The following is a 23,626-nucleotide window of genomic DNA, read 5'->3' on the forward strand; positions in this document are numbered from 1 at the left end:
GTTTTTGCCGAGACGCAATGAATAATTGATATTGGCTGACAAGTGATTTTTCGAGAGCGGATTGCGTGGGCGATCCGTGCTCCCGGACTTAACCTGAATACAGGTTGTACGGTATCCTGAACGCTGGTTGCCGCTAGTTGCGGCACGCTGTTTCATAGAATATCGCCCGACCATTGAACCCTGGATTTTTATGACTTACTCTGTTTTATATGATTTTTTCGGTGGCATCTTTTGCCCTATGGATGTCTGCATGATGAAAAATCAATTCCCTATTCAAGGTGCCGTATGACAGACCTGCAAACCAGCCTTATGGTAATTGGCGGCGCGATTGTGGTCGGCGTCATTTCCTACAATAAATGGCAGGAATACAAAGCCAAAAAAAGTGTGGAGCGCGCGTTTTCCTCGTCACACGACGATGTCTTGATGGGGACTGCCGAGCAAGATGCCGCGCCAGTGTCTGCGCCAACCTTTAATACGGACCGGCGCGAACCGACCTTGTCATCCGCCGAGCTAACCCATGTTGAGGCAGATCCTTCTTCCGAAGGCATGGCATCTGAAGCGCGCGTGCAAGAAGAACTCGATGCGCCGATTGACATGATGCAACCGGTAGAAGAAAAGGAATTGCCGGTCGATTATCTGATCGATTGCACGATTCCTCTGACCATGACGACGCAACTACGCGGCGAAAAAATTCTGCCCGCTTTGCAATCCTTGCGTCATGTCGGCAGCAAGGCAGTACATTTTGCCGGCCAGCATATCGATGGCGGCTGGGAAGCGATCACGCATGGCGGCATTTACAAATCCCTGATGGCGGGTGTGCAACTGGCTAACCGCAGCAATGCATTGAACGAACTTGAATATTCCGAATTTGTCATGCGCCTTCGCCAAATCGCCGATGATTTCGACGCTGATCCTGATGTGCCGGATATGTCGGAAGTCATGGTGACAGCGCGTTCACTGCATCATTTTGTCACCGAGTACGATGCCAAGCTGAGCGTCAATGTGCAATCCAATGGCGCGCCGTGGTCGGTCACGACCTTGCTGGCAGCATTGGAGCGGCAGGGCTTCGATGTGCGTCCCGAAGGCCGTCTGGTGATGCCTGATGGTGATGGCGGCGTGTTGTTCTCGCTTTCCACCAATGTCACTTTGGCGGAAGAAACGACCAATCGTCTGACCTTGTTGCTGGATGTACCGGTTGTCGCGCCGGAACGCGATGGCTTCGGTGCCATGATCGCTTGCGCACGGTCGCTGTCTGCGCGTCTCGACGGCACCGTCGTCGATGACAGTACCCAGCCCTTGTCTGATGCGTCGCTGAATGAAATCGGCGGTCAGATTGAAGTGTTCTATGCCGATATGGAAGCAGCGGATATTCCGGCAGGTTCCAACCGGGCATTGCGTCTATTTAACTGATTATGCAGCCGGATCTGTTTTCCACGGCATCGCAACATACGGATACTGCGCAGTCTGAAAAAAAAGCGCCAGAGATGCCAGATGCCAGCAATCCGCCTGCACGTGCCGCATGGTTGCGCGATGAATTGAATCGTCACAACTACGCCTATCACGTACTCGATAATCCATCGATTCCGGATGCGGAATACGACAAGCTGTTTCGCGAATTGCAGGCGCTGGAAGTAGCCCATCCCGAATTACTGGTTTTCGATTCACCTACGCAACGCGTCGGTGCATTGGCAGCATCGGCCTTCCCCCAAGTTACGCACTCGGTCCCGATGCTGTCGCTGGGTAATGGATTTGACGATGCTGATATCGTCGCTTTCGATAAGCGTGTCAGCGATGGTTTGCACAGTGCAGAGGAAGTCGAGTACGCGACCGAATTGAAGTTCGACGGGCTCGCAATCAATTTGCGCTATGAGGACGGGATACTCGTGCAAGCTGCCACGCGCGGCGATGGCGCGACCGGTGAAAACGTCACCGCCAATATACGCACCGTACGCGAGATACCTTTGCGCTTGCATACCGCGACGCCACCAACGGTATTGGATGTGCGCGGTGAAGTCATGATGTACAAGGCCGATCTGGCCAAGCTGAATGCACGTCAGCGCGAGTTGGAGGCGAAGGAGTTTGCCAATCCGCGCAATGCTGCCGCCGGCAGTTTGCGTCAGCTCGATTCGCGTATTACCGCGCAGCGCACCTTGCGCTTCTTTGCCTATGGCGTCGGTTTGCTGGAAGGCGCCGATATGCCGACATCGCACTCCGCCTTGCTGGATTGGTATGCAGAACTCGGTATCCCGGTTTGTGCGGAGCGGGCGGTGGTCAAGGGTGCGCAAGGCTTGCTCGAATTCTACAAAAAGACAGCAGAAAAGCGTGCACAACTGCCTTACGAAATCGACGGCGTTGTGTACAAGGTCAATCACCTCGACCAACAACAGCAACTCGGGTTTGTTTCACGCGCACCGCGTTTTGCCATTGCGCATAAATTCCCGGCAGAAGAAGCACTCACCACGGTGCAGGGCATAGAAGTGCAGGTCGGTCGCACCGGTGCCATTACGCCGGTCGCGCGTCTGGCACCGGTGCTGGTCGGTGGGGTGACGGTCACCAATGCGACCTTGCATAATGAAGATGAAGTCCGTCGCAAGGATATACAGATAGGCGATACGGTAATCGTGCGGCGTGCTGGCGATGTCATTCCAGAAGTGGTGTCCTATGTGCCAGAGTTGCGGCCGGCGCATGCGCAGCCTTTTGTAATGCCGACAAATTGTCCTGTCTGCGGTTCACCCATCGTGCGCCTGGAAGATGAAGCTATCGCGCGCTGTTCGGGTGGCTGGATCAAGTGTTCGGCGCAACGCAAAGGCGGCTTGCTGCACTTTGTTTCCCGTCGTGCGATGGATGTGGAAGGGCTGGGCGACCAACTGGTAGAACAATTGGTCGACAAGCACATCATCACGACCGTCGCAGATTTATACAAGCTGGGTTTTCGCGCGCTGGCCGAGTTGGATAGAATGGCCGACAAATCTGCGCAGAATGTCCTTGCCGCTTTGGAGAAGTCCAAGACCACGACGTTTGCGCGTTTCATTTATGCGCTCGGCATTCGTCATGTAGGCGAAGCAACGGCCAAGGAACTGGCGCGTCATTTCGGCAATCTGGATGCGCTATTGGCTGCGTCCGAAGAGCAATTGCTTGAAGTCTCAGACATTGGCCCGGTGGTGGCGAAATCGATCAGGGCATTTTTAAGCGATCCATTGAATATCGAGTTGCTTGAACAGTTGCAGGCGGCAGGTGTGCATTGGCCGGAACATGTAGTTGAAAACAAGCCCAAACCTTTTGCCGGGAAGACTTTTGTGTTGACCGGCACCTTGCCAACCTTGAGTCGCGACGCCGCCGCTGAAAAAATTGAAGCAGCGGGCGGCAAGGTTGCCGGTTCTGTGTCCAAAAAAACCAGCTACGTTGTCGCGGGCGCAGAAGCTGGCAGCAAACTTGCTAAAGCTGAAGAGCTGGGCGTGACGATACTCGACGAAACCGCATTCCTTCAATTATTGGATAGTGATGAACAAGATTAAAAAAGCAGTTTTCCCGGTGGCTGGCTTGGGCAGTCGTTTCTTGCCTGCTACCAAGGCGCAACCAAAGGAAATGCTGCCTATCGTCGACAAACCGCTGATTCAGTATGCAGTGGAAGAAGCCGTCGCCGCCGGGATTACCGAGATGGTGTTTATCACCGGCCGTAACAAGCGCGCGATCGAAGATCATTTCGATACGGCCTACGAGCTGGAGGCAGAACTGGCGGCAGCCGAAAAGAATGCATTGCTGGATCTAGTGCGCAATGTCATTCCCAAGCACATCAACTGCATTTACATACGTCAGTCGGCACCGCTGGGTCTGGGGCACGCAGTGTTGTGCGCGCGTCCTGTGATTGGCAACGAGCCTTTCGCGGTCTTGCTGGCAGATGACTTCATGGATACCGAACCAGGGACCCGCCCGGTGCTGGCACAGATGACAGATATCTTCGAGCGCGAAGGCCACAGCATCCTGGCGGTGCAGGATGTGCCGCGTGCCGAAACCAAGCAATACGGCATTGTCAGTGCAACGCCGTATCAATCCAATCTGGAATTGGTCAACGCGATCATTGAAAAGCCGCAACCCGATGTTGCGCCATCGACGCTGGCGGTGGTTGGACGTTACGTTTTGACCAACAAGATATTTGAACACCTGGAAAAAATCGGCAAAGGTGCGGGTGGCGAAATTCAATTGACCGACGGCATTGCATCCTTGATGCAGGCGGAAAAAGTGCTGGCTTATCGTTACACCGGACAGCGCTATGATTGTGGTTCCAAGCTGGGTTATTTGAAGGCGACGATGGCGATGGGGCGCAAGCATCCGGAAACCGGCGTCGCATTTGAAGAGTATTTGAAGGCAATGAAATGAGCGTCAGAGAAATCCTGAAGATGGGCGATCCGCGTCTGTTGCGGGTGGCGGAACCGGTGACCGAGTTCAACACGCCGGAACTGCACAGCTTGATCGCCGATATGTTCGATACCATGCACGCGGCCAATGGGGCCGGTCTGGCCGCACCACAGATAGGCGTGAATTTGCGTTTGGTGATCTACGGTTTCAAGCAAAATACGCGTTATCCGGATGCGCCACCAGTGCCGGAAACGGTCTTGATCAATCCTAAGTTTCGTCCGCTTTCAGCAGAGCGCGACGAAGGTTGGGAAGGGTGTTTGTCCGTGCCGGGGTTGCGCGGTGTGGTACCGCGGTTCAGTGCCCTGCATTACGAAGGTTTTGATCAATTTGGTAATCTGATTAGCCGCGATGCAGAAGGCTTTCATGCGCGTGTCGTGCAGCATGAGTGCGATCATCTGGACGGCATTTTGTATCCGATGCGTATCGAAGATTTCACGCAATTCGGTTACGTCGACGTGCTGTTCCCGGAGATGGATCCCAATGAGGATGACTGATTTTTCAGACTTGAAGCGGTGAATTTCTTCGCTACGAAGCCATTCAAAACTTCACTCAAAATTCTTCGCCTTCATTCAGGTAACGCCATTCACCCACAGGCAAATCCCCCAGTTTAACGCGCCCTATGCGCACCCGTTTCAAGCCCACTACTTTCAGGCCGACGATCTCGCACATGCGGCGAATCTGGCGTTTTTTGCCTTCACGCAAAATGAAGCTCAGCTGATCCTCGTTCTGCCATTTGACTTGTGCCGGCAGCAGTTTTTTTCCATCCAGTACCAGCCCATGATTAAGTCGCTTCAGATCCGATTCAGGCAATGTTCCCGGTTTGATGTATTGCACGCGCACCAGATATTCTTTTTCTACGCTGGTGGTTTCGCCGATCAGATGTTTTGCAATACGGCCGTCTTGCGTCAGCACCAGCAACCCAATGGAGTCGATATCCAGACGTCCGGCAGGAACCAGGCTACGTAACTGCGTGGGATGAAATTGCGTGGTCGACTTGTCTTCTTTCCAGCGATTTTCTGCCTTGATTAACGCGACGGCTGGCTTGTAACCGTCTTCCGCTTGGCCGCTGACGTAGCCCATAGGCTTGTTGATCAAAATCGTCACGCGTTTTGATTGCTCCGCGGCGGCTTGTCTTTCAACCGTGACTCGTTGCGTCGGCAGGATTTTGGTGCCGAGTTCGGAGACGACTTTGCCATCCACTCGGACCCAGCCCCGCGCGATCCATTCATCGGCTTCGCGACGCGAGCACAGGCCAAGTTCGGACATGCGTTTGGAAAGGCGTAAAGGTTCTGTCATGGTGATACGTTTTATAAAATTAAAAATAGTGATGGAAGGCAGCGCTGGATATCCAGTCTGAGCAAGACGGTGACACGAATGCCGACTTCAGACGCGTAATGCATCCAGCAGATCGCTTTCGAGCTGGATCTGGCTGCGTGGATTGTTCAGGGCCGGGCCATCGATGAGGAAGACGTCTTCGACACGTTCGCCCAGCGTCATGACTTTGGCAGTATGCAGATTGACTTTGTACTTGGTCAGTACATTGGCGATTGAATATAGCAAACCATTTCTGTCATTGGCGGACACGGTCAGCAAATAATATCGGCCCCGTTCATCAGGCCGCAGATCGACGGTCGGCGTCGCCGGGAAGTTACGGCACAAGCGTGACAAGCGACCTTTGCTGGGCAAAGGCAGATCACTTTGTACAGTCAGCATTTTGGTCAGATCATGCTCAATCAAACTGATCAAATCGCGATAGCTATCGGCGAACGCAGGCTCGGTAATCAGGAACGTATCAAGCGCATAACCATGTTTGGTGGTGTGAATCTTCGCGTCGAGAATGCTGAAATTCTTGTGGTCGAAATAACTACAGATACGTGCGAACAGATCGGGTTGATCTTTGACATAGACGGTTACCTGCAGGCCTTCGCCTATTGGTGCCAAGCGACATTTGACCACGGGTGTTGCGCTGTCAATTTTGTCGTACAGCACGCGCGTCTGCCATGCAATATCGGCCGCATCGTGGCGCAGAAAATAGACGACGTCGAGCTGTTCCCATAACTTTACATGCGCCTTGTCCGACAGGCCGAACAGGCGCAAGGACTTGAGTGCTTCTTCCTGGCGATTCTTGAGCTCGCGATCGGCCGACGGTGCTTGCCCGCCAAACACACGTGAGGTCATGTGATACAGATCTTCCAGCAACTTGCCTTTCCAGGCGTTCCAGACTTTCGGGCTGGTGCCACGTATGTCGGCCACCGTCAGCAAATACAGCGCAGTTAGATGACGTTCATCCTTGACCAGCGTGGCGAATGTGCGGATGACTTCAGGGTCGGATAAATCCTGTTTTTGTGCGACCTGGGACATCGTCAAATGATTCTCGACAAGGAATACAACCATCTCGGTGTCCTCAACTGACAAGCCATGATCCACACAAAAATTGCGTGCATCTTCCATCCCCAGTTGCGAATGATCGCCGCCGCGACCTTTGGCAATATCGTGGAACAGCGCCGCGATATACAGTAGCCACGGCTTATTGAAGTCGGCGGCGAGCTGACTGCAAAACGGGTATTCGTGCGCATGCTCGCTCAGCATGAAGCGCCGCACATTGCGCACCACCATCATGATGTGCTGATCGACCGTATACACATGGAAAAGATCGTGCTGCATCTGGCCGACGATCTTGCGGAAGTTCGGCAGATAGCGGCCCAACACACTGGTCTGGTTCATTCTGCGCAGTGCATGCGTGATGCCTTGCGGTGCCTGCAGGATTTTCATGAACAGCGCGCGATTCGCCGGATCGCGACGGAACTTGTTATCGATCTTGAAGCGCGAATGCCACAACGCGCGGAAGGTGCGCGAGGTCATGCCCTTCAATTCAGGATGTAATGACAACAGGAGGAAAACTTCCAGCATGGCCGACGGTGTCACCTCGAAAGTATCGTCATGCGTAATATCGATAAAACCGTTCACTTCATTGAAGCGCTCGTTGACCGCGACCGGTGACGTCATCTGTGGGAATAATTGCGCTTCGATATTTTGCAGCAGAATCGCGTTCAGTTGCGTGACCGCTTTGGCCGCGAGGTAGTAACGCTGCATCAGATATTCGCTGGCGCGGCGCGTTTCTGTCGACTTGAAGCCGATGGATTCAGCAATTGCAGTCTGGATATCGAATACCAATCGATCTTCGCGACGATTGGCGATGATATGCAAGCGGATGCGAACATCCTTGAGCGCGCGTTCCTTTTGCTTGAGCTGGCGCGCTTCGGTAGGCGTGATCAATCCGCGCTCTGCCAGGGCCGGCCACGAGTCGCCGAGGCCGGCCGCCTTCGCAACCCACAAGATCACTTGCAAATCGCGCAAGCCTCCCGGACTTTCCTTGCAATTCGGTTCCAGGCTGTAAGGGGTATCTTCGTACTTGGCATGGCGCTGGCGCAATTCCAGCGTTTTGTCCTGAAAAAAAGCCCGCGGATCCATTGCGGCGTCGCAGCGTTCTTTCAATAATTCAAATTGCGCCTTGTTGCCCATGATTAGGCGGGCTTCCAGCAGGCTGGTTTGTACGGTGATGTCGGCAGCGGATTCCGACAGGCATTCATCAATGGTGCGTATGCTGTGGCCGATTTCGAGTCCGATGTCCCAGAACAACTGGATCAGTTCTTCCAGCTTGCCTTGCAGTGCTTCGTCGGGCGCATCCTGCAGCAGTATCAGGACATCAACATCGGAGTGTGGAAATAACTCACCGCGACCATAACCGCCGACCGCGACCAGGGCGGCCGATGCCGGCAGGTCAAACGTCGTCCATGCCTTCGAAAGGGCGCTGTCGACTTTGTCTTTTAAATGTGTCAGCAGTTGTTCTGCTTTGCCATCTTGCAGAAATTGATCAATGACGGCTTGTCGTTCGGCTTTGAGCTGTTCTTTCAGTTCGATGGCAAATGACGGCATGGATAATCAGACGTTGGCAGGTTGTGGGATGTCTGTTGGCGGCGCGATAAACGCAGGCGGTGGCGGTGTGCCGGTCGATTGCGTCAGGATTTCATAACCGGTTTCCGTCACCAGTATCGTATGTTCCCATTGCGCGGAAAGACTGCGATCCTTGGTTTTGATGGTCCAGCCATCGCCCATTTCGCGGATCTCGCGACGACCAGCGTTGATCATGGGCTCGACAGTAAAGATCATGCCGGCGGCGAGTTTTTCCAGCGTGCCGGGACGACCGTAATGTAAAACTTGCGGCTCTTCGTGGAATACCTTGCCTATGCCGTGGCCGCAGAATTCGCGCACGACGCTGTAACCGGCTTTTTCCGCATGCTGCTGAATCGCGTAGCCGATGTCGCCCAGATGCGCGCCCGGTTTGATCTTCGCGATACCCAGCCACATGCATTCATAAGTTACTTCGCTCAGGCGCCTTGCCTGGATCGACGGTTCGCCGATCAGGAACATGCGGCTGTTGTCGCCGTGATAACCGTCCTTGATGACGGTAATGTCCAGATTGACCGAGTCGCCGTTTTTCAATACTTTGTCACCCGGAATGCCGTGGCAGATCACATCGTTGACAGATGTACAAATTGCTTTCGGATAGGGCGTGTAGCCAGGCGGGCAGTAGTTCAGCGGCGCGGGAATGGTGCCTTGTACATTGACCATATACTCATGGCAAAGACGATCCAGCTCGCCAGTAGTCACGCCTGCTTTGACGAAAGGGGTGATGTAATCCAGGACTTCAGCGCCTAGCCGGCCGGCAACGCGCATGCCTTGGATATCTTCTGCAGTTTTAATTGATATATTGCTCATGGGAAGCTGAAAAATTCTGAGTTAGATGCTGCGTTATTCGCTGAATTGCCAGCATGAATTAAAAATAGATAGGGAATTATAGACGAGCGCCCACTTATTCGCCCACGAAAGTGGCGCGGTACTTGAAACAAACGGCTATTTCAGGGTAGAATCTCGGGCTTGCCTGAATTGGTTTTCAAGCAAAATTTTTTGTAAATCGCGAATCCGCTCGAAAAGGGTGCCTGAAATCAAGACTGAAATCAGTCTGAGTCCGGTGACTGAGCAGATTCCAGACCCCAACCCTGGAGAAAATTATGTCCGTAACTATGCGTGAAATGCTGGAAGCCGGTGTCCATTTCGGTCACCAAACCCGCTTCTGGAACCCAAAGATGGCCCCTTACATTTTCGGCCATCGCAACAGAATTCATATCGTCAATCTGGAAAAGACCCTGGGCATGTACCAGGAGGCGATGAAGTACATCAAACAATTGTCTTCAAATCGCGGCACCGTGCTGTTCGTTGGCACCAAGCGTCAAGCGCGTGAAACCATCGCCGCTGAAGCAGCGCGCGCTGGCATGCCTTACGTTGACCAACGCTGGTTGGGCGGTATGCTGACCAACTTCAAAACGATCAAGACATCGATCAAGCGTTTGAAGGAATTGGAAGCGTTGATCGAAGACGGCTCCGTGCAAAAACTCAGCAAAAAAGAAGCGCTGATGTTTGAACGCGAAAAAATCAAGCTGGAAAAATCCATTGGTGGCATCAAGGACATGGGCGGCATTCCTGATGCAATCTTCGTGGTTGATGTCGGTTACCACAAAGGCGCAATCACCGAAGCAGCTAAACTGGGTATCCCGGTTATTGGCGTGGTTGATACCAATCACTCCCCAGAAGGCGTTACCTACGTTATTCCAGGTAATGATGATTCGTCCAAAGCGATCATGTTGTACGCTCGCGGCGTGGCAGATGCAATCCTCGAAGGCCGCGCTACCGCGACTAACGATCTGGTTGAATCGATCAAGGGCGGCGACGACTTCGTTGAGGTCAGCGAGCAGGCTTAATACCCTGGCTCTGATGGTTTGAGCGTCAGAAATGAAGGGGCAACAGCAGTTCGCCCCTTTTTTTCGAGCACATTTTGAACGTAATAAGATAGAGCGCGTCAGAACGACGTTCGCTCTTCAGGAATTGTTAGGAGATTGTAATGGCCGTTATTACTGCAGCAATGGTTGGTGAACTGCGTGCGCTTACCGATGCACCTATGATGGAATGCAAAAAAGCATTGACGGAAGCCGATGGCGATCCAGTCAAGGCAGAAGAAATCCTGCGCGTCAAACTGGGTGGCAAGGCATCGAAAGCCGCTTCCCGCGTTACAGCTGAAGGCGTTGTCGCTACTTTCGTGTCCGGCAACGTTGGTGCATTGGTTGAAGTGAATTGCGAAACCGACTTCGTCACCAAAAACGACGAATTCCTGGCATTGGCTAATGCTTGTGCCAAGTTGATCGCTGAACACAATCCGGCTGACGTCGCTGCATTGTCGGCATTGCCGCTTGATGGCTCAACGGTTGAGACCCAACGCGCTGCGTTGATCGGTCGTATCGGCGAGAACATGTCTATCCGTCGTTTCCAGCGTTTTGAAACGACTGGCAAACTGGCCTCCTACCTGCACGGCACCCGTATCGGCGTCATGGTCGATTTCGATGGCGCTGACGAACAAGTCGGTAAAGATGTCGCCATGCATATAGCAGCTATGAAGCCGGTAGCCTTGTCGTCAGACAACGTTCCTGCTGAATTGATCGCTAAAGAGCGTTCGGTTGCAGAATTGAAAGCTGCCGAATCGGGCAAGCCAGCTGAAATCGTCACCAAGATGGTTGAGGGTTCGGTACAGAAATACCTGAAAGAAGTCTCCTTGCTCAACCAGACATTTGTTAAAAACGACAAGCAAACCGTCGAACAAATGTTGAAAGACACCAAGTCCACTGTGAAAGCGTTCACGATGTACGTGGTGGGTGAAGGCATTGAGAAGAAGCAGGACGACTTTGCTGCAGAAGTTGCAGCACAGGTTGCAGCAGCAAAACAGGCGTAAGCGAAAAAAATCGGGCCGGAAGGCCCGTTTTTTTAGCGCCATCAAGTATGCTTCGATGTGCGCCAATAATGATGATTTTGCTTCAGCATCGCCATCCACAATATGGCGATGCTGAAGCAGAATCTGGTAAGAACTGAAGTAAAACCATCGCCTCAGTAAAACCGGATAAAACAAGGAACCCTGCCCATGACAAGCCCAGCCTACAAACGCGTTCTTCTCAAACTTTCGGGTGAGGCGTTGATGGGGGATGACCCGTACGGTATCAATCGCGCCACGATCGAACGCATGGTGGCCGATGTATCGGAAGTCGCGAAATTGGGTGTGGAACTGGCAATCGTGATCGGCGGCGGCAATATTTTCCGCGGTGTGGCGCCAGGTGCGCAAGGTATGGACCGCGCCACGGCAGATTACATGGGGATGTTGGCCACTGTAATGAATTCGTTGGCACTGGCCGATGCGATGCGTCAGGCTGGCATCACCGCACGCGTGATGTCGGCGATTGCGATTGAACAGGTCGTCGAACCGTATGTTCGCCCCAAGGCATTGCAGTATCTGGAAGAGGGCAAGATTGTTGTCTTCGCAGCCGGTACCGGCAATCCATTCTTCACTACTGATACCGCAGCTGCCTTGCGCGGCTCGGAAATCGGTGCGCAAATCGTATTGAAGGCGACCAAAGTCGATGGCGTGTACAGCGCAGATCCAAACAAGGATCCGGATGCAACGCGTTACTCAACCATCACTTTCGATGAAGCCATTTCGAAGCATTTGCAGGTGATGGATGCGACCGCATTTGCATTGTGTCGCGATCAGAAGCTGCCGATCAAAGTATTCTCCATCGTCAAGCCCGGCGCGCTCAAACGCGTGATCATGGGTGAAGATGAAGGCACATTGGTACACGTATAAAATACGTATTCATAAGCGAATTCATATATAAGTTTCGCTGAATGTAGTTGAGTTCAGCGAATTCAATTTTCGTTTAACTCGCAGTAGAAGAGGAGAACAGTAATGACTGTTGCAGAAGCAAAAAAGACTGCTGATCAAAAAATGCAAAAGTCGATCGAGACTTTGCGCGCAGATTTGGCAAAAGTACGTACCGGCCGCGCTCACACCGGCATATTGGATCACGTGATGGTTGAGTATTACGGTAACCCAACCAGTTTGACGCAGGTTGCCAACGTGACGCTGGTCGATGCGCGTACGATCGGTGTTCAACCTTTCGAAAAGAAAATGGTTGCGGTTGTTGAGAAAGCGATTCGTGATGCTGACCTCGGCTTGAATCCATCAACCCAGGGCGAAATGATCCGTGTACCGACACCACCTTTGACTGAGGAACGCCGCAAGGAAATGGTCAAACTGGTAAAGAGCGAAGCCGAAGATGCAAAAATCGCGATTCGTAATATTCGTCGCGACGCCAATGAGACACTGAAAAAGCTTTTGAAAGAAAAAGCCTGCTCGGAAGATGACGAGCGTCGCGCGCAGGACGAAATCCAAAAGCTGACCGACAAGTTTGTGTTGGAAGTCGACAAAATGGTCGTCGAAAAAGAAAAAGAAGTGCTGACAGTTTGAGTCGGCTCTCGATTCTTTTGTCACTCCTTTCATTTCTGGTCTCCCATCCATGACATCGTCAAGCTCAACCCAGGTCGTGCCGGACGTATCACTGGTGCCTCGTCATATTGCCATCATCATGGATGGCAATGGGCGCTGGGCGACCAAGCGTTTCATGCCGCGTGTGGCGGGTCACGTCAAGGGTGTAGAAGCCGTTCGCGGTATCGTCGAGGCTTGTGCGGTGCAAGGTGTCGAGTACGTCACCTTCTTTGCATTCAGTTCGGAAAACTGGCGTCGTCCCGAAGACGAAGTGTCATTGCTGATGCGCCTTTTCGTGACGGCACTGGAACGTGAAGTGTCAAAGATGCATGCGAACGGCATACGTCTGAAAATTGTCGGCGATCTCGGGCGTTTCGACGAAAAATTACAAAAGATGATCGCCAGTGCGGAACGCAAGACCGCTGCCAACAATCGTTTGACGGTGACCATATGCGCCAACTATGGTGGCCGCTGGGATATCATGCAGGCTGTCAATCAGATGGTGGCAGCCAACCCCGGCGCAAGCAATTTCAGCGAAGAGCAACTGGCGCCATACCTGTCACTCGCGTATGCGCCAGAACCTGATCTGTTCATACGCACCGGCGGCGAAGAACGCATTTCGAATTTTCTGCTGTGGCAGCTTGCATATACTGAGCTGTATTTTACCGATACCTACTGGCCAGACTTTGATGCGGCTGCGTTGGAAAAGGCAATTTCATCCTATCAGCAGCGTGAACGACGCTTTGGCCGCACCAGCGCCCAATTGACTGAGCAAACTCCGGCGGCCAAATGCTAAAAACGCGCGTCATCACTGCATTGATTTTGCTGGCAGTGCTGTTACTGGCGATTTTCTCTGGCTCATTTATCGTCTTTGCCGTCTTTACCGGTGTCTTCTTTGCCGCCGCTGCGTGGGAATGTCTACGCCTGTTCGGCAATAAATTTCCGGTGTTTGGCGCAGTGTTGTGGACTGCTGCATTTACCTATCTTGTGGTGACAGCCAGTTTCAAACAAAGCGTGTTGCTGTATGCCATCTGCGTAGCGATCTGGGCTCTGCGTCTGGTGCCATCTCTGGCATTTGGATTGCCTCCGCTTGATGGCTTGCGTAACCGCTTGCTTACCGGGATTTACGGTATCGCAGTGCTTGGCGCATTCGTTGCCATACTCAGTTTGTACAATCGTTCCACGCTGTACATGTTCTCGGTGATGGCACTGGTCTGGATTGCCGACATTGGTGCTTATTTCAGCGGCAAGGCTTTCGGCAAGCGCAAACTGGCGCCTTCGATTTCTCCAGGGAAATCGTGGGAGGGTGCGATTGGTGGCGGTATTCTGGTCTTGCTCGCAGGCGCTGTGACACTGGCTGTGCCCGCCATGAACGATACATTTGCCGTACAGCTTTATCTCAAATGGGGCTGGGCTGGATTCCTGGCTATATTGATATTGATGGTTGCCGCCAGCATAGTCGGCGATCTGTTTGAATCCCAACTCAAGCGCCGTGCCGGCATGAAAGACAGTAGCAATCTGTTGCCCGGTCATGGCGGCGTGCTCGATAGACTCGATGCATTGATCCCGACATTGCCATTGGCGGTGCTGGTTGGTTACTGGATGTAAGGCACAGATGCAGCAACAAATGCAGCACGTCACAATACTCGGCTCTACTGGTTCCATCGGTGTATCGACGCTGGACGTCATCGCGCGTCATCCTGACCGTTACCGTGTTTATGCACTCACCGCGCAAAATCGCGTCGAGGAACTGGCTGCACAGTGTGAGCAGTTTCGGCCGAGTATCGCGGTTGTCGGTAGCGCAGAAGCCGCACAAAAGCTGGAATCGATGCTGCGCCAGCAAGGCTTGCAAACAGACGTCGCCTATGGCACGGCCGCTTTGTGCCAGGTTGCCAGTGCGCCAGAGTGCGATTGCGTGATGGCGGCGATTGTCGGCGCGGCGGGACTTGCCCCGACTTTGGCAGCAGCCCGTGCTGGCAAGAAAGTATTATTGGCCAATAAAGAAGCGTTGGTCATGTCGGGTCCTCTGTTGATGGAGGCGGTTGCTGCCAGTGGCGCGACGCTGATGCCGATTGACAGCGAACACAATGCTATTTTTCAATGTATGCCGGCGGCATATCATGGGCAAGATCAACGTTCACCATCGCAACATGGGATAGAAAAAATTCTGTTGACGGCATCGGGCGGACCTTTTCTGCATCGCGATATCAATACCCTAGATCAGGTCACCTGCGCCGAAGCGATTGCCCATCCTAAATGGGTGATGGGACGCAAGATCTCGGTGGATTCGGCCACGATGATGAACAAGGGCCTGGAGGTGATAGAGGCGCACTGGCTGTTCGGTGTGCCGGCCAGCCAGATCGAAGTCGTCATCCATCCGCAAAGCGTCGTGCATTCCATGGTCTCGTATGTCGATGGTTCGGTGCTGGCGCAATTAGGCAATCCCGACATGCGCACCCCTATCGCCCATGCAATGGCTTATCCGGAGCGTATTGATTCAGGGGTCGCACCTATCGATTTGATCAAGATTGCGCAACTCACTTTCCAGCATCCCGACCTGGTCCGATTTCCATGCCTGAAACTGGCGTATGATGCATTGCAGGCGGGCGGTTCGGCCCCAGCGATCATGAATGCGGCGAATGAAATTGCCGTGCAGGCATTCTTGGATGGTCGTATCGGTTTTCGTGTTATTGATCAACTGATCGCACGCGTAATGGCCGCTTTGCCCTCGGGTCCTGTAATGGATATTGAATCAGTTTTTGAGCAGGATCAGCGCGCGCGCGATATTGCCAACTCTTTTATATAAGCATGCACTTTCTCCAAACCATACTCGCATTTGCGGTTGTTCTCGGCGTCCTGATTATCGTGCACGAGCTGGGACACTATCTGGTCGCGCGCTGGTGCGGTGTCAAGGTGCTGCGTTTTTCCGTCGGCATGGGAAAGGTCGTGTATTCACGTCGTTTCGGCGCTGACCAGACGGAATGGGCGATTTCAGTTTTGCCCCTCGGCGGTTACGTCAAGATGCTGGATGCGCGGGAAGGTGATTTGAGCCACATTTCGCCTGAAGATATGAAACGGGAATTTACCCGTCAATCCGTTTGGCGTCGTATCGCGATTGTGGCTGCCGGCCCGCTCGCCAATTTTCTACTGGCGATCCTCCTTTTTGCCGGTCTCTACCTGTATGGGATTCCAGAACCTGCGCCGAAGTTGCGCGCCCCTGCCGAACAGACGGTAGCATATCAAGCGGGCTTGCGCGGTGGTGAACTGGTTACCGCCGTCAACGGCGAACCTATCCAGATATGGAATGACTTGCGCTGGCAGATGGTGCAAGGGGTAATCAACAACCAACCTGTCAAGCTGGATGTAGAGCGTGTGAATCCCCAGGCTCCTTCTGAAAAATTAATCAGTGTGCTCACTATTCCGGTCGACAGTATTTCTGCTGAAGAGCTGGAAGGCGACTTCCTGGTGAAACTCGGGATTGACTTGGCGCGCCCCCGCGCAATCCTGGGCCAGGTGGTTACGGACGGCCCTGCGATGCTGGCCGGCTTGCAGACAGGCGATCTAGTGACTGCCGTGAATGGCGTGGCGATACCGGATGGCCTTGCCCTGGTGGAAGCAGTGCGCGCATCGCCAGGTAAAACATTGAAAATCGATCTTTTGCGCAATGACAAAGCGCTGAGCGTGAATGTCATACCTGAAGAAGTGAGCAAAGACGGACAGGTTTTTGGCCGCATCAAGGTTGAGGTGCCTATGTCGCCGGATATGGTTCTGGCAAGTCACGGCCCGATTACGGCATTGGTCAAGGGTGTGCAGAAGACCTGGGATACCAGTGCAATGACGCTCAAGATGGTCGGCAAGATGATCGTCGGCGAGGTGTCATGGAAGAATGTAACAGGCCCGATCACGATCGCGGATTACGCAGGACAGACTGCGCGTATAGGCCTGATCAGCTATCTCAGTTTTATCGCCTTTGTCAGTATCAGTTTAGGCGTCATGAATCTATTGCCCATACCAGTGCTGGATGGTGGTCATTTGCTGTATTATGCTGTGGAAGTTTTGACGGGTCGCCCTGTGTCTGAACGCTTTGGCGCAATTGCGCAACGCGCTGGAATAGGGATATTGATGACCTTGATGTTGGTGGCGGTTTTTAATGACATTAACCGCCTGATCTCCTGAACCAGGTAAGTCTTATAACGAACCCGAGTCTGGTAGCCTTTAATCTACGATAGCCAATGAAATTATATTCAGAGCGTTTCTCTTTGCCGACTTTTCCACGTCACCTTATCGCTGTTGCTACCTTGGCATTGTGCTCGGGTTATGTGCATGCGGCTGATCCTTTTACTGTAAAGGACATTCGCGTAGAAGGTATTCAGCGCACTGAGGCTGGCACTGTGTTCAGCTACCTGCCGGTAAGGGTGGGTGAAACGTTCACGGATGAGAAGGGTGCGAAGGCCATCAAGGCGCTGTACGCTACCGGCTTTTTCAAGGATGTGCGCATCGAGGTTGAAGGCGATGTACTGGTGGTCTTCGTTGAAGAGCGTCCGGCAATTGCCAAAGTCGAATTTACCGGTACCAAGGAATTCGACAAGGACCAGTTAACGAAAGCGCTGAAAGAAATCGGCGTTGGTGAATCACGTATCTTTGACAAGGCTTTGGTAGATCGTGCCGAGCAGGAATTAAAACGCCAGTACCTGTCGCGCGGTCTCTATGGCGTCGTCATCACGACGACGGTGACGCCGATAGAACGTAACCGCGTATCGATTACTTTCGCCGTGGATGAGGGTGATGTTTCCCGCATCAAGAACATCAATATCATCGGCAGCAAAGCGTTCACCGAAAAAGAATTGACCAAGATGATGAGCCTGCGTACGCCGGGCTGGTTCACCTGGTACTCCAAGGCAGATCAATATTCAAAACAAAAGCTTGCTGGCGACATCGAAACGCTGAAATCCTTTTACCTGAATCGCGGCTATATCGAGATGCAGGTCGAGTCGACGCAGGTTTCGATTTCCCCGGATAAAAAAGATATTTACATCACCGTCAATATTAAAGAGGGTGAGAAATATACAGTCTCCGATGTCAAACTTGAAGGCGAAATGTTTGGCCGTCAAGAGGAATTGAAGTCGCTGCTGCAATTGAAGAAAGGGGATGTTTATTCCGGTGAAAAACTGACCGCGAGCACGAAAAATATTTCTGAGCGTCTCGGCAACTTCGGCTATGCATTTGCCAATGTAAATGCAAATCCGCAACTGGATCGTGAAAAGAAAGAAGTCGCTTTCACAATATTGATCGATCCGGGCAAGCGCGTTTATGTGCGCAATATTAATATTTCCGGCAACACGAAGACGCGCGATGAAGTGATACGCCGTGAGTTGCGCCAGTTTGAAAATTCCTGGTACGACGGCGAAAAAATCAAGATGTCACGCGACCGCGTGGATCGTCTGGATTACTTCAATGACGTTACTGTCGAAACACCGGACGTTCCAGGTAAAACCGACCAAGTCGACGTCAATCTCGCGGTTACTGAGAAGCCGACTGGCAGCATCATGCTGGGTGCCGGTTTCTCCAGTGCGGACAAGCTGTCGTTGAGTGGTTCGATTAATCAGGCCAATGCTTTCGGTAGCGGTAATACGGTTGGTATTGATGTGAATACCAGTAAATTGAATCGCACTATTGCATTCTCCAGCACGAACCCATATTTCACCGACGATGGCGTCAGCCGCAGCTACGAAATCTTTACACGCACGTCCCGCCCCCCAACTGTGAATACAGGCGATTACCGTATTCGTACCAACGGTGCGAATATTAAGTTCGGTGTACCGTTTTCAGAATATGACAGGGTTTTCTTTGGTGTTGGTCTCGAGCAGACCAGCGTTGAGACTTATACAAACGTTGCTGGTTACAACAATAGTCCCGACGCATACCGTCGTTATGTCGATGATATAAACGGTGTGCCAAATAGTGCCACGAATCCGCGCAGCGCATTCTCAGACGGTCAGCATGATGCTTCCGCCACGGCTATTCCTCTGACAGCAGCTTGGCAGCGTGATAATCGCGACAGTGCATTGGTACCGACCAAAGGGCGTTATCAGCGCGCCAATTTTGAGGTTTCGCCTGCGGGTGATTCGAACTACTTCCGTGCGACTTATCAGCATCAATGGTTCAAACCTTTGTTTGGTAGTAGTACAACGCTGGCATTGAATGGCGAAATCAACTACGGTAAGGGACTTGGCGGAAAAACCTACCCTATTTTCAAAAACTTCTATGGCGGTGGTATCGGTTCGGTGCGCGGCTATGAGAGTTCGTCACTGGGTCCCAAGGCTGCCAACGGTGATCCATTGGGTGGTTCCTCCAGACTGATTGCAAATGCCGAATTGCAATTTCCGTTCCCTGGATCAGGCACAGATCGCAGCTTGCGTTGGTTTACCTTCTTTGATGCTGGTAATGTATACGACGATGGATTTGCTGGCGGTGATTTGAAAACTTCGATAGGTATTGGTTTAAGCTGGATATCGCCGATCGGACCGTTGAAGTTGAGTTTCGGCAAGCCGTTGAATGCGGATGACAGTAGCGATCCGCTTCAACGTGATAAGACCCAGGCATTCCAGTTCCAGTTGGGCACAGGCTTCTAATCGCTTTAAGGCATAATAGAAAACTGGTAATCGAAATTTGAAACGCGGAGAATTATTTTGAAGTCGTTAACTAAACTATCAGTGGCCACCAAGGGCCTGACAATATTTGTAGCAGGACTGTTCTTTGTATCCGGTGTGCAAGCGCAGGAAATGAAAATTGGTGTGGTGAGTACCGAGCGTATTTTCCGTGAGGCAGCGCCCTACAAAGCTGCACAAGTCAAGATCGAACAGGAATTTTCCAAACGTCAAAAAGAATTGCAGGATTTGGCGAACCGTTTGAAAACCATGGCAGACAAGCTGGATAAAGACGCTGCCGTACTGTCGGATTCCGATCGTACCAAACGTCAGCGCGAACTGGCTGAAGTCGATAAGGATTTTCAACGTACGCAACGTGAATTCAAAGAAGATTTGAATCAGCGCCGCAACGAGGAAATGGCCAATGTCATCGATCGTACCAACAAGGTGATCAAGCAGATCGCGGAAGCTGAAAAATACGATATCGTGTTGCAGGAAGCGGTTTATATCAGCCCGCGTATCGACATCACCGACAAAGTGCTCAAGGCTTTGAGCAAATAAAATATAAAGGCAACGATGAGCACTCGGCTGGGAGAATTAGTCGAACGCTTGGGGGGCCGGTTGATAGGCAATGCCGACATTGAAGTTGTCGGCATTGCGCCGTTAAGCGATGCCGATGCATCGCACATCACGTTTCTTTCCAATCCCAAGTTTAGAGCGCAGGCTGCACAAACACGTGCGGCCGCTTTGATTTTGTCTGCTGCAGACGATGATGTCGTGGGCGCGAGTTATTCGGGCACACGAATTATCGCCCCCAATCCGTATGCCTATTTTGCGCATGCAGCGCAATTCTTTGCATCATTGAATGCGCGCGTGCCGACTCTGGGTATACATCCTACTGCCGCCGTTGACCCGCAAGCTCGGGTGGCTGCAAATGCCTCCATTGGACCACATGTCACGATCGACGCAGGCGCGGTGATTGAAGAGGGTTGCGTAATTGGTGCGGGCTGTTTCATTGGTGCCGATGCGAAAGTTGGGAGCGCAACGCTCTTCCATCCACGTGTAACATTTTTGGCAGGATGCCAGATAGGCAAACGCGGGATTATTCATCCAGGCGCTGTAATCGGTGCGGATGGTTTCGGTTTTGCCAATGAAGGCGGGGCTTGGATCAAGATTCCACAGACCGGGGCAGTCAAAATCGGCGATGACGTGGAAATTGGCGCGAATACTTCTATCGATCGCGGCGCATTAGCCGATACGGTAATTGAAGATGGCGTCAAACTCGATAATCAAATTCAGATCGGCCACAATTGCCATATTGGTGCGCACACGGCAATGGCCGGCTGCGTTGGTGTCGCGGGTAGTGCCGTCATCGGCAAGCATTGCACATTCGGCGGGGCAGCGATGGTGTTAGGCCATTTGAGCATTGCAGATCATGTTCACATTTCGTCCGGTAGCATGGTATCGCGCTCGATTCATGAGAAAGGGCAGTACACCGGATTTTATCCACTGGCAAAAAATGCCGATTGGGAAAAATCTGCGGTGATCGTGCGCAATTTACCGACGATGCGTGAGAAAATTCGCGAACTAGAAAAAACAATTAAAGCGCTCAGCGCCAATGAGAGTGAAGAACCAAATGAGTAATGACACAAAAACGAAAATCAACGCGGAAGTTAAAGCAGTGTCAAAAACGCTGGATATCAATCAGATCAAGCAATATTTGCCGCATCGCTATCCGATGCTGTTGGTCGATCGCGTATTGACCTGGGAATCCGGCAAGTCGATTACTGCAATCAAGAACGTTACCGCCAATGAAGAGTTCTTCAACGGGCATTTCCCCCACAAGCCGGTCATGCCAGGCGTGTTGATGATAGAAGCGCTGGCGCAAACAGCAGCCTTGCTGTCATTTTTGACGATGGGTCAAAAGCCTGATGACAATAGCGTGGTTTATTTCATCGGCATCGACGGTGCGCGTTTCAAACGCCCAGTCGAACCTGGCGACCAGTTGAAAATGGAAGTTGAAATTCTGCGTAATGCACGTGGCATCTGGAAGTACAAGGCGACCGGTTCGGTAGACGGCCAACTGGCGCTGGAAGCTGAACTGATGTGCACGATGCGCACCATCAACGAACCAAGTCCAGCCGCGGGGCAGTAATGAGCTTGATTCATCCAACTGCGATAGTCGATCCGAAGGCGCAACTCGATGCGTCGGTCGAGGTTGGCGCGTATTCGGTTATCGGCCCTGATGTAAAAATTGGTGCGCGCAGCAAAATCGGTCCGCATGTCGTGGTCGAAGGCCATACGACGATAGGTGCCGATAATACGATATTTCAGTTTGCCTCCATCGGTGCTGCGCCGCAGGATAAGAAGTACGCCGGTGAGCCGACCGAACTTTCTATCGGCGATCGCAATACGATACGTGAATTCGTCACCATCAATCTGGGCACGACCCAGGATGCGAATATCACGCGCCTGGGCAATGACAACTGGATCATGGCGTATGTGCACATCGCACATGATTGCCAGTTGGGCAGCAACATTATCCTTGCAAATAATGCGACGTTAGCCGGCCACGTTCATCTGGAAGACTGGGTATTTCTCGGTGGCTTTACTTCCGTACATCAATTCTGCCGTATCGGCGAACATGCGATGACTGCCTTTACTGCCGCGGTTAGCCAGGATATTCCGCCATTCGTTACTGCTGCCGGCAACCGCGCTGTTCCTGCAGGTATCAATAGTGAAGGATTGAAGCGCCGTGGCTTCAGCAGTGAACAGATCATGGCCATCAAGCGTGGCTACAAGATTATTTATCGTTCCGGTTTGCCCTTGGAAGAAGCCAAGTCTGCATTGCTGGAAGAAGAAAAGAAATCTCCTGACGCCGCCGCCCATCTACGGCAATTGCGCGAATTCATAGCAGCATCTCCCCGTGGCATCATCCGCTGACGTAACAAGCAAGACCTCGATCGCAATGGTCGCCGGTGAAACTTCCGGTGATTTGCTGGCGGGTCGCTTGCTGTCCGGTTTGCGTCCGCAATTGCCGGATGCATTGATGCATGGCATAGGCGGGACGCATATGGCGCAACATGGCTTCATCAGCGATTTCCCTATGGAGAAATTGTCGGTGCGCGGCTTGTTCGAAGTGCTGGCGCATTATCGAGAAATCAAGGCTATTCAAATTGCACTACGCGATCAATTATTGATAGAGCGGCCAGCCGTTTTCATTGGTGTCGATGCGCCCGATTTCAATTTGGGTCTGGAAGCGCAATTGAAAAGTGCCGGCATCCCCACCATGCACTTCATCGGTCCATCGATCTGGGCTTGGCGTGGCGGACGCATCAAAAAGATTGCACGCGCCGTATCGCACATGCTGGTCATTTTTCCGTTTGAAGAAGAAATTTATCGCAAGGCGGGTATTCCAGCGACCTATGTAGGTCATCCACTGGCGCAAGTCATACCAATGGTTCCGGATCAGGCGGGTGCTCGCGTAGCATTGGGCTTGCCAGCAGCGTCGCCCGTGGTGGCAATTCTGCCTGGCAGCAGGATGTCGGAATTGAAGTACAACTCCGTCCCTTTCGTCGCCGCCGCAAAAATCCTGCTGCAACTAGACGCCACGCTTCAGTTCGTCGCACCTATGGCAGGTGAGGCGCAGCATCGTTACTTTAATGAGTTGATCGAACAGGCGGGATTGCGCGATGTGCCCGTCAAGGTCATCGACGGTCAGTCACATCGTGCATTAGCGGCAGCGGATGCAGTACTGGTAGCATCCGGCACTGCATCGCTGGAAGTGGCGTTGTTCAAAAAACCGATGGTGATTGCCTACAAGATGATGCGTGCCTCTTGGCATGTATTGCGCCATATGGGATATCAGCCGTGGATAGGCTTGCCGAATATTCTCGCGCAGGAATTCCTGGTGCCAGAACTGTTGCAGGATGCGGCGACGCCTGAAGCACTCGCGGAAGCATTGTGGAAACAATTGCAGGATGGCGCACATCGTGAATACCTGCAGCGCCGTTTTACCGACATGCATCGCACTTTATTGCGTGATACCGCGGCAGAAAGCGCGCGCGCAGTGCTGGAGCTGATTGCGCAAACACCACGCGCTTCGTGATGCATTTGTGATGATGCGCGCTGCAACCCA

At 52.5% G+C, this 23,626-nt stretch carries 21 protein-coding genes; 18 read left to right on the forward strand and 3 right to left on the reverse strand.

From position 1 onward, the window contains the following. Window positions 1–285: 285 nt before the first annotated feature. From ACFQO0_RS13250 to def, 4 genes are read left to right on the forward strand one after another with little or no spacing between them, the layout of a single operon-like run. The gene (locus ACFQO0_RS13250) at window positions 286–1,410 is read left to right on the forward strand and encodes a cell division protein ZipA C-terminal FtsZ-binding domain-containing protein (protein WP_382235387.1); all 1,125 of its coding nucleotides are present in this window, start codon (window positions 286–288) and stop codon (window positions 1,408–1,410) included. Between the two features lie 2 nt (window positions 1,411–1,412). Then, window positions 1,413–3,515 (forward strand): NAD-dependent DNA ligase LigA, encoded by a 2,103-nt coding sequence (gene ligA, locus ACFQO0_RS13255; RefSeq protein ID WP_382235389.1) that lies wholly within the window; start codon window positions 1,413–1,415, stop codon window positions 3,513–3,515. Beyond that, on the forward strand, window positions 3,502–4,377 hold the full coding sequence (gene galU / locus ACFQO0_RS13260) for a UTP--glucose-1-phosphate uridylyltransferase GalU (RefSeq protein ID WP_382235391.1): 876 nt from the start codon (window positions 3,502–3,504) through the stop codon (window positions 4,375–4,377). The genes ligA and galU overlap by 14 nt, the downstream gene beginning before the upstream one ends. Beyond that, a complete protein-coding gene (gene def / locus ACFQO0_RS13265) occupies window positions 4,374–4,910 on the forward strand; it encodes a peptide deformylase (RefSeq protein WP_382235393.1) in 537 nt (178 codons plus the stop codon). The genes galU and def overlap by 4 nt, the downstream gene beginning before the upstream one ends. Before the next feature lie 55 nt (window positions 4,911–4,965). Here the strand turns inward: def and ACFQO0_RS13270 are convergent, their stop codons facing one another. The 3 genes from ACFQO0_RS13270 to map form a co-directional block, all read right to left on the reverse strand. Further along, the gene (locus ACFQO0_RS13270) at window positions 4,966–5,712 is read right to left on the reverse strand and encodes a pseudouridine synthase (protein ID WP_382235395.1); all 747 of its coding nucleotides are present in this window, start codon (window positions 5,710–5,712) and stop codon (window positions 4,966–4,968) included. Between the two features lie 87 nt (window positions 5,713–5,799). After that, complete coding sequence (locus ACFQO0_RS13275) at window positions 5,800–8,352, reverse strand: [protein-PII] uridylyltransferase (RefSeq protein WP_382235397.1); 2,553 nt, start codon at window positions 8,350–8,352, stop codon at window positions 5,800–5,802. Between the two features lie 6 nt (window positions 8,353–8,358). Further along, entirely contained in the window at window positions 8,359–9,195 is an 837-nt protein-coding gene (map, locus tag ACFQO0_RS13280; RefSeq protein ID WP_382235399.1) for a type I methionyl aminopeptidase, read from the reverse strand. 293 nt (window positions 9,196–9,488) lie between these two features. On the opposite strand from map, the gene rpsB reads away from it, so the two are divergent. The 14 genes from rpsB (at window position 9,489) to lpxB (ending at window position 23,596) form a co-directional block, all read left to right on the forward strand. Next, on the forward strand, window positions 9,489–10,235 hold the full coding sequence (gene rpsB / locus ACFQO0_RS13285) for a 30S ribosomal protein S2 (protein ID WP_382235401.1): 747 nt from the start codon (window positions 9,489–9,491) through the stop codon (window positions 10,233–10,235). A 140-nt stretch (window positions 10,236–10,375) separates the two neighbouring features. Then, window positions 10,376–11,257, forward strand: a complete 882-nt coding sequence (gene tsf / locus ACFQO0_RS13290; RefSeq protein ID WP_382235402.1) for a translation elongation factor Ts — start codon at window positions 10,376–10,378, stop codon at window positions 11,255–11,257. A 186-nt stretch (window positions 11,258–11,443) separates the two neighbouring features. Further along, window positions 11,444–12,160, forward strand: coding sequence for a UMP kinase (pyrH, locus tag ACFQO0_RS13295; RefSeq protein ID WP_382235404.1), 717 nt, complete (start codon window positions 11,444–11,446; stop codon window positions 12,158–12,160). Window positions 12,161–12,262: 102 nt separating this feature from the next. After that, complete coding sequence (gene frr, locus ACFQO0_RS13300) at window positions 12,263–12,823, forward strand: ribosome recycling factor (protein WP_382235406.1); 561 nt, start codon at window positions 12,263–12,265, stop codon at window positions 12,821–12,823. Between the two features lie 49 nt (window positions 12,824–12,872). After that, entirely contained in the window at window positions 12,873–13,637 is a 765-nt protein-coding gene (gene uppS, locus ACFQO0_RS13305; RefSeq protein ID WP_382235408.1) for a polyprenyl diphosphate synthase, read from the forward strand. Next, entirely contained in the window at window positions 13,631–14,449 is an 819-nt protein-coding gene (locus ACFQO0_RS13310; protein WP_382235410.1) for a phosphatidate cytidylyltransferase, read from the forward strand. Before uppS ends, ACFQO0_RS13310 begins: the two co-directional genes overlap by 7 nt. A 19-nt stretch (window positions 14,450–14,468) precedes the next feature. Next, entirely contained in the window at window positions 14,469–15,647 is a 1,179-nt protein-coding gene (ispC, locus tag ACFQO0_RS13315; RefSeq protein ID WP_382235412.1) for a 1-deoxy-D-xylulose-5-phosphate reductoisomerase, read from the forward strand. A 2-nt stretch (window positions 15,648–15,649) separates the two neighbouring features. Further along, window positions 15,650–17,017, forward strand: a complete 1,368-nt coding sequence (gene rseP / locus ACFQO0_RS13320) for an RIP metalloprotease RseP (protein WP_382235414.1) — start codon at window positions 15,650–15,652, stop codon at window positions 17,015–17,017. Between the two features lie 56 nt (window positions 17,018–17,073). Next, entirely contained in the window at window positions 17,074–19,473 is a 2,400-nt protein-coding gene (bamA, locus tag ACFQO0_RS13325; protein ID WP_382235416.1) for an outer membrane protein assembly factor BamA, read from the forward strand. A gap of 57 nt (window positions 19,474–19,530) precedes the next feature. Beyond that, a complete protein-coding gene (locus tag ACFQO0_RS13330) occupies window positions 19,531–20,049 on the forward strand; it encodes an OmpH/Skp family outer membrane protein (RefSeq protein ID WP_382235418.1) in 519 nt (172 codons plus the stop codon). 15 nt (window positions 20,050–20,064) lie between these two features. Continuing rightward, window positions 20,065–21,132 (forward strand): UDP-3-O-(3-hydroxymyristoyl)glucosamine N-acyltransferase, encoded by a 1,068-nt coding sequence (gene lpxD / locus ACFQO0_RS13335; RefSeq protein WP_382235420.1) that lies wholly within the window; start codon window positions 20,065–20,067, stop codon window positions 21,130–21,132. Beyond that, entirely contained in the window at window positions 21,125–21,643 is a 519-nt protein-coding gene (gene fabZ / locus ACFQO0_RS13340; RefSeq protein ID WP_382235422.1) for a 3-hydroxyacyl-ACP dehydratase FabZ, read from the forward strand. Before lpxD ends, fabZ begins: the two co-directional genes overlap by 8 nt. Further along, window positions 21,643–22,431, forward strand: a complete 789-nt coding sequence (gene lpxA / locus ACFQO0_RS13345) for an acyl-ACP--UDP-N-acetylglucosamine O-acyltransferase (protein WP_382235424.1) — start codon at window positions 21,643–21,645, stop codon at window positions 22,429–22,431. The genes fabZ and lpxA overlap by 1 nt, the downstream gene beginning before the upstream one ends. Then, the gene (gene lpxB / locus ACFQO0_RS13350) at window positions 22,415–23,596 is read left to right on the forward strand and encodes a lipid-A-disaccharide synthase (protein WP_382235426.1); all 1,182 of its coding nucleotides are present in this window, start codon (window positions 22,415–22,417) and stop codon (window positions 23,594–23,596) included. The genes lpxA and lpxB overlap by 17 nt, the downstream gene beginning before the upstream one ends. The last annotated feature ends 30 nt before the right edge of the window (window positions 23,597–23,626 follow it).

The organism is Herminiimonas aquatilis (assembly GCF_042665175.1).
Taxonomy (GTDB): Bacteria; Pseudomonadota; Gammaproteobacteria; order Burkholderiales; family Burkholderiaceae_D; genus Oxalicibacterium; species Oxalicibacterium aquatilis.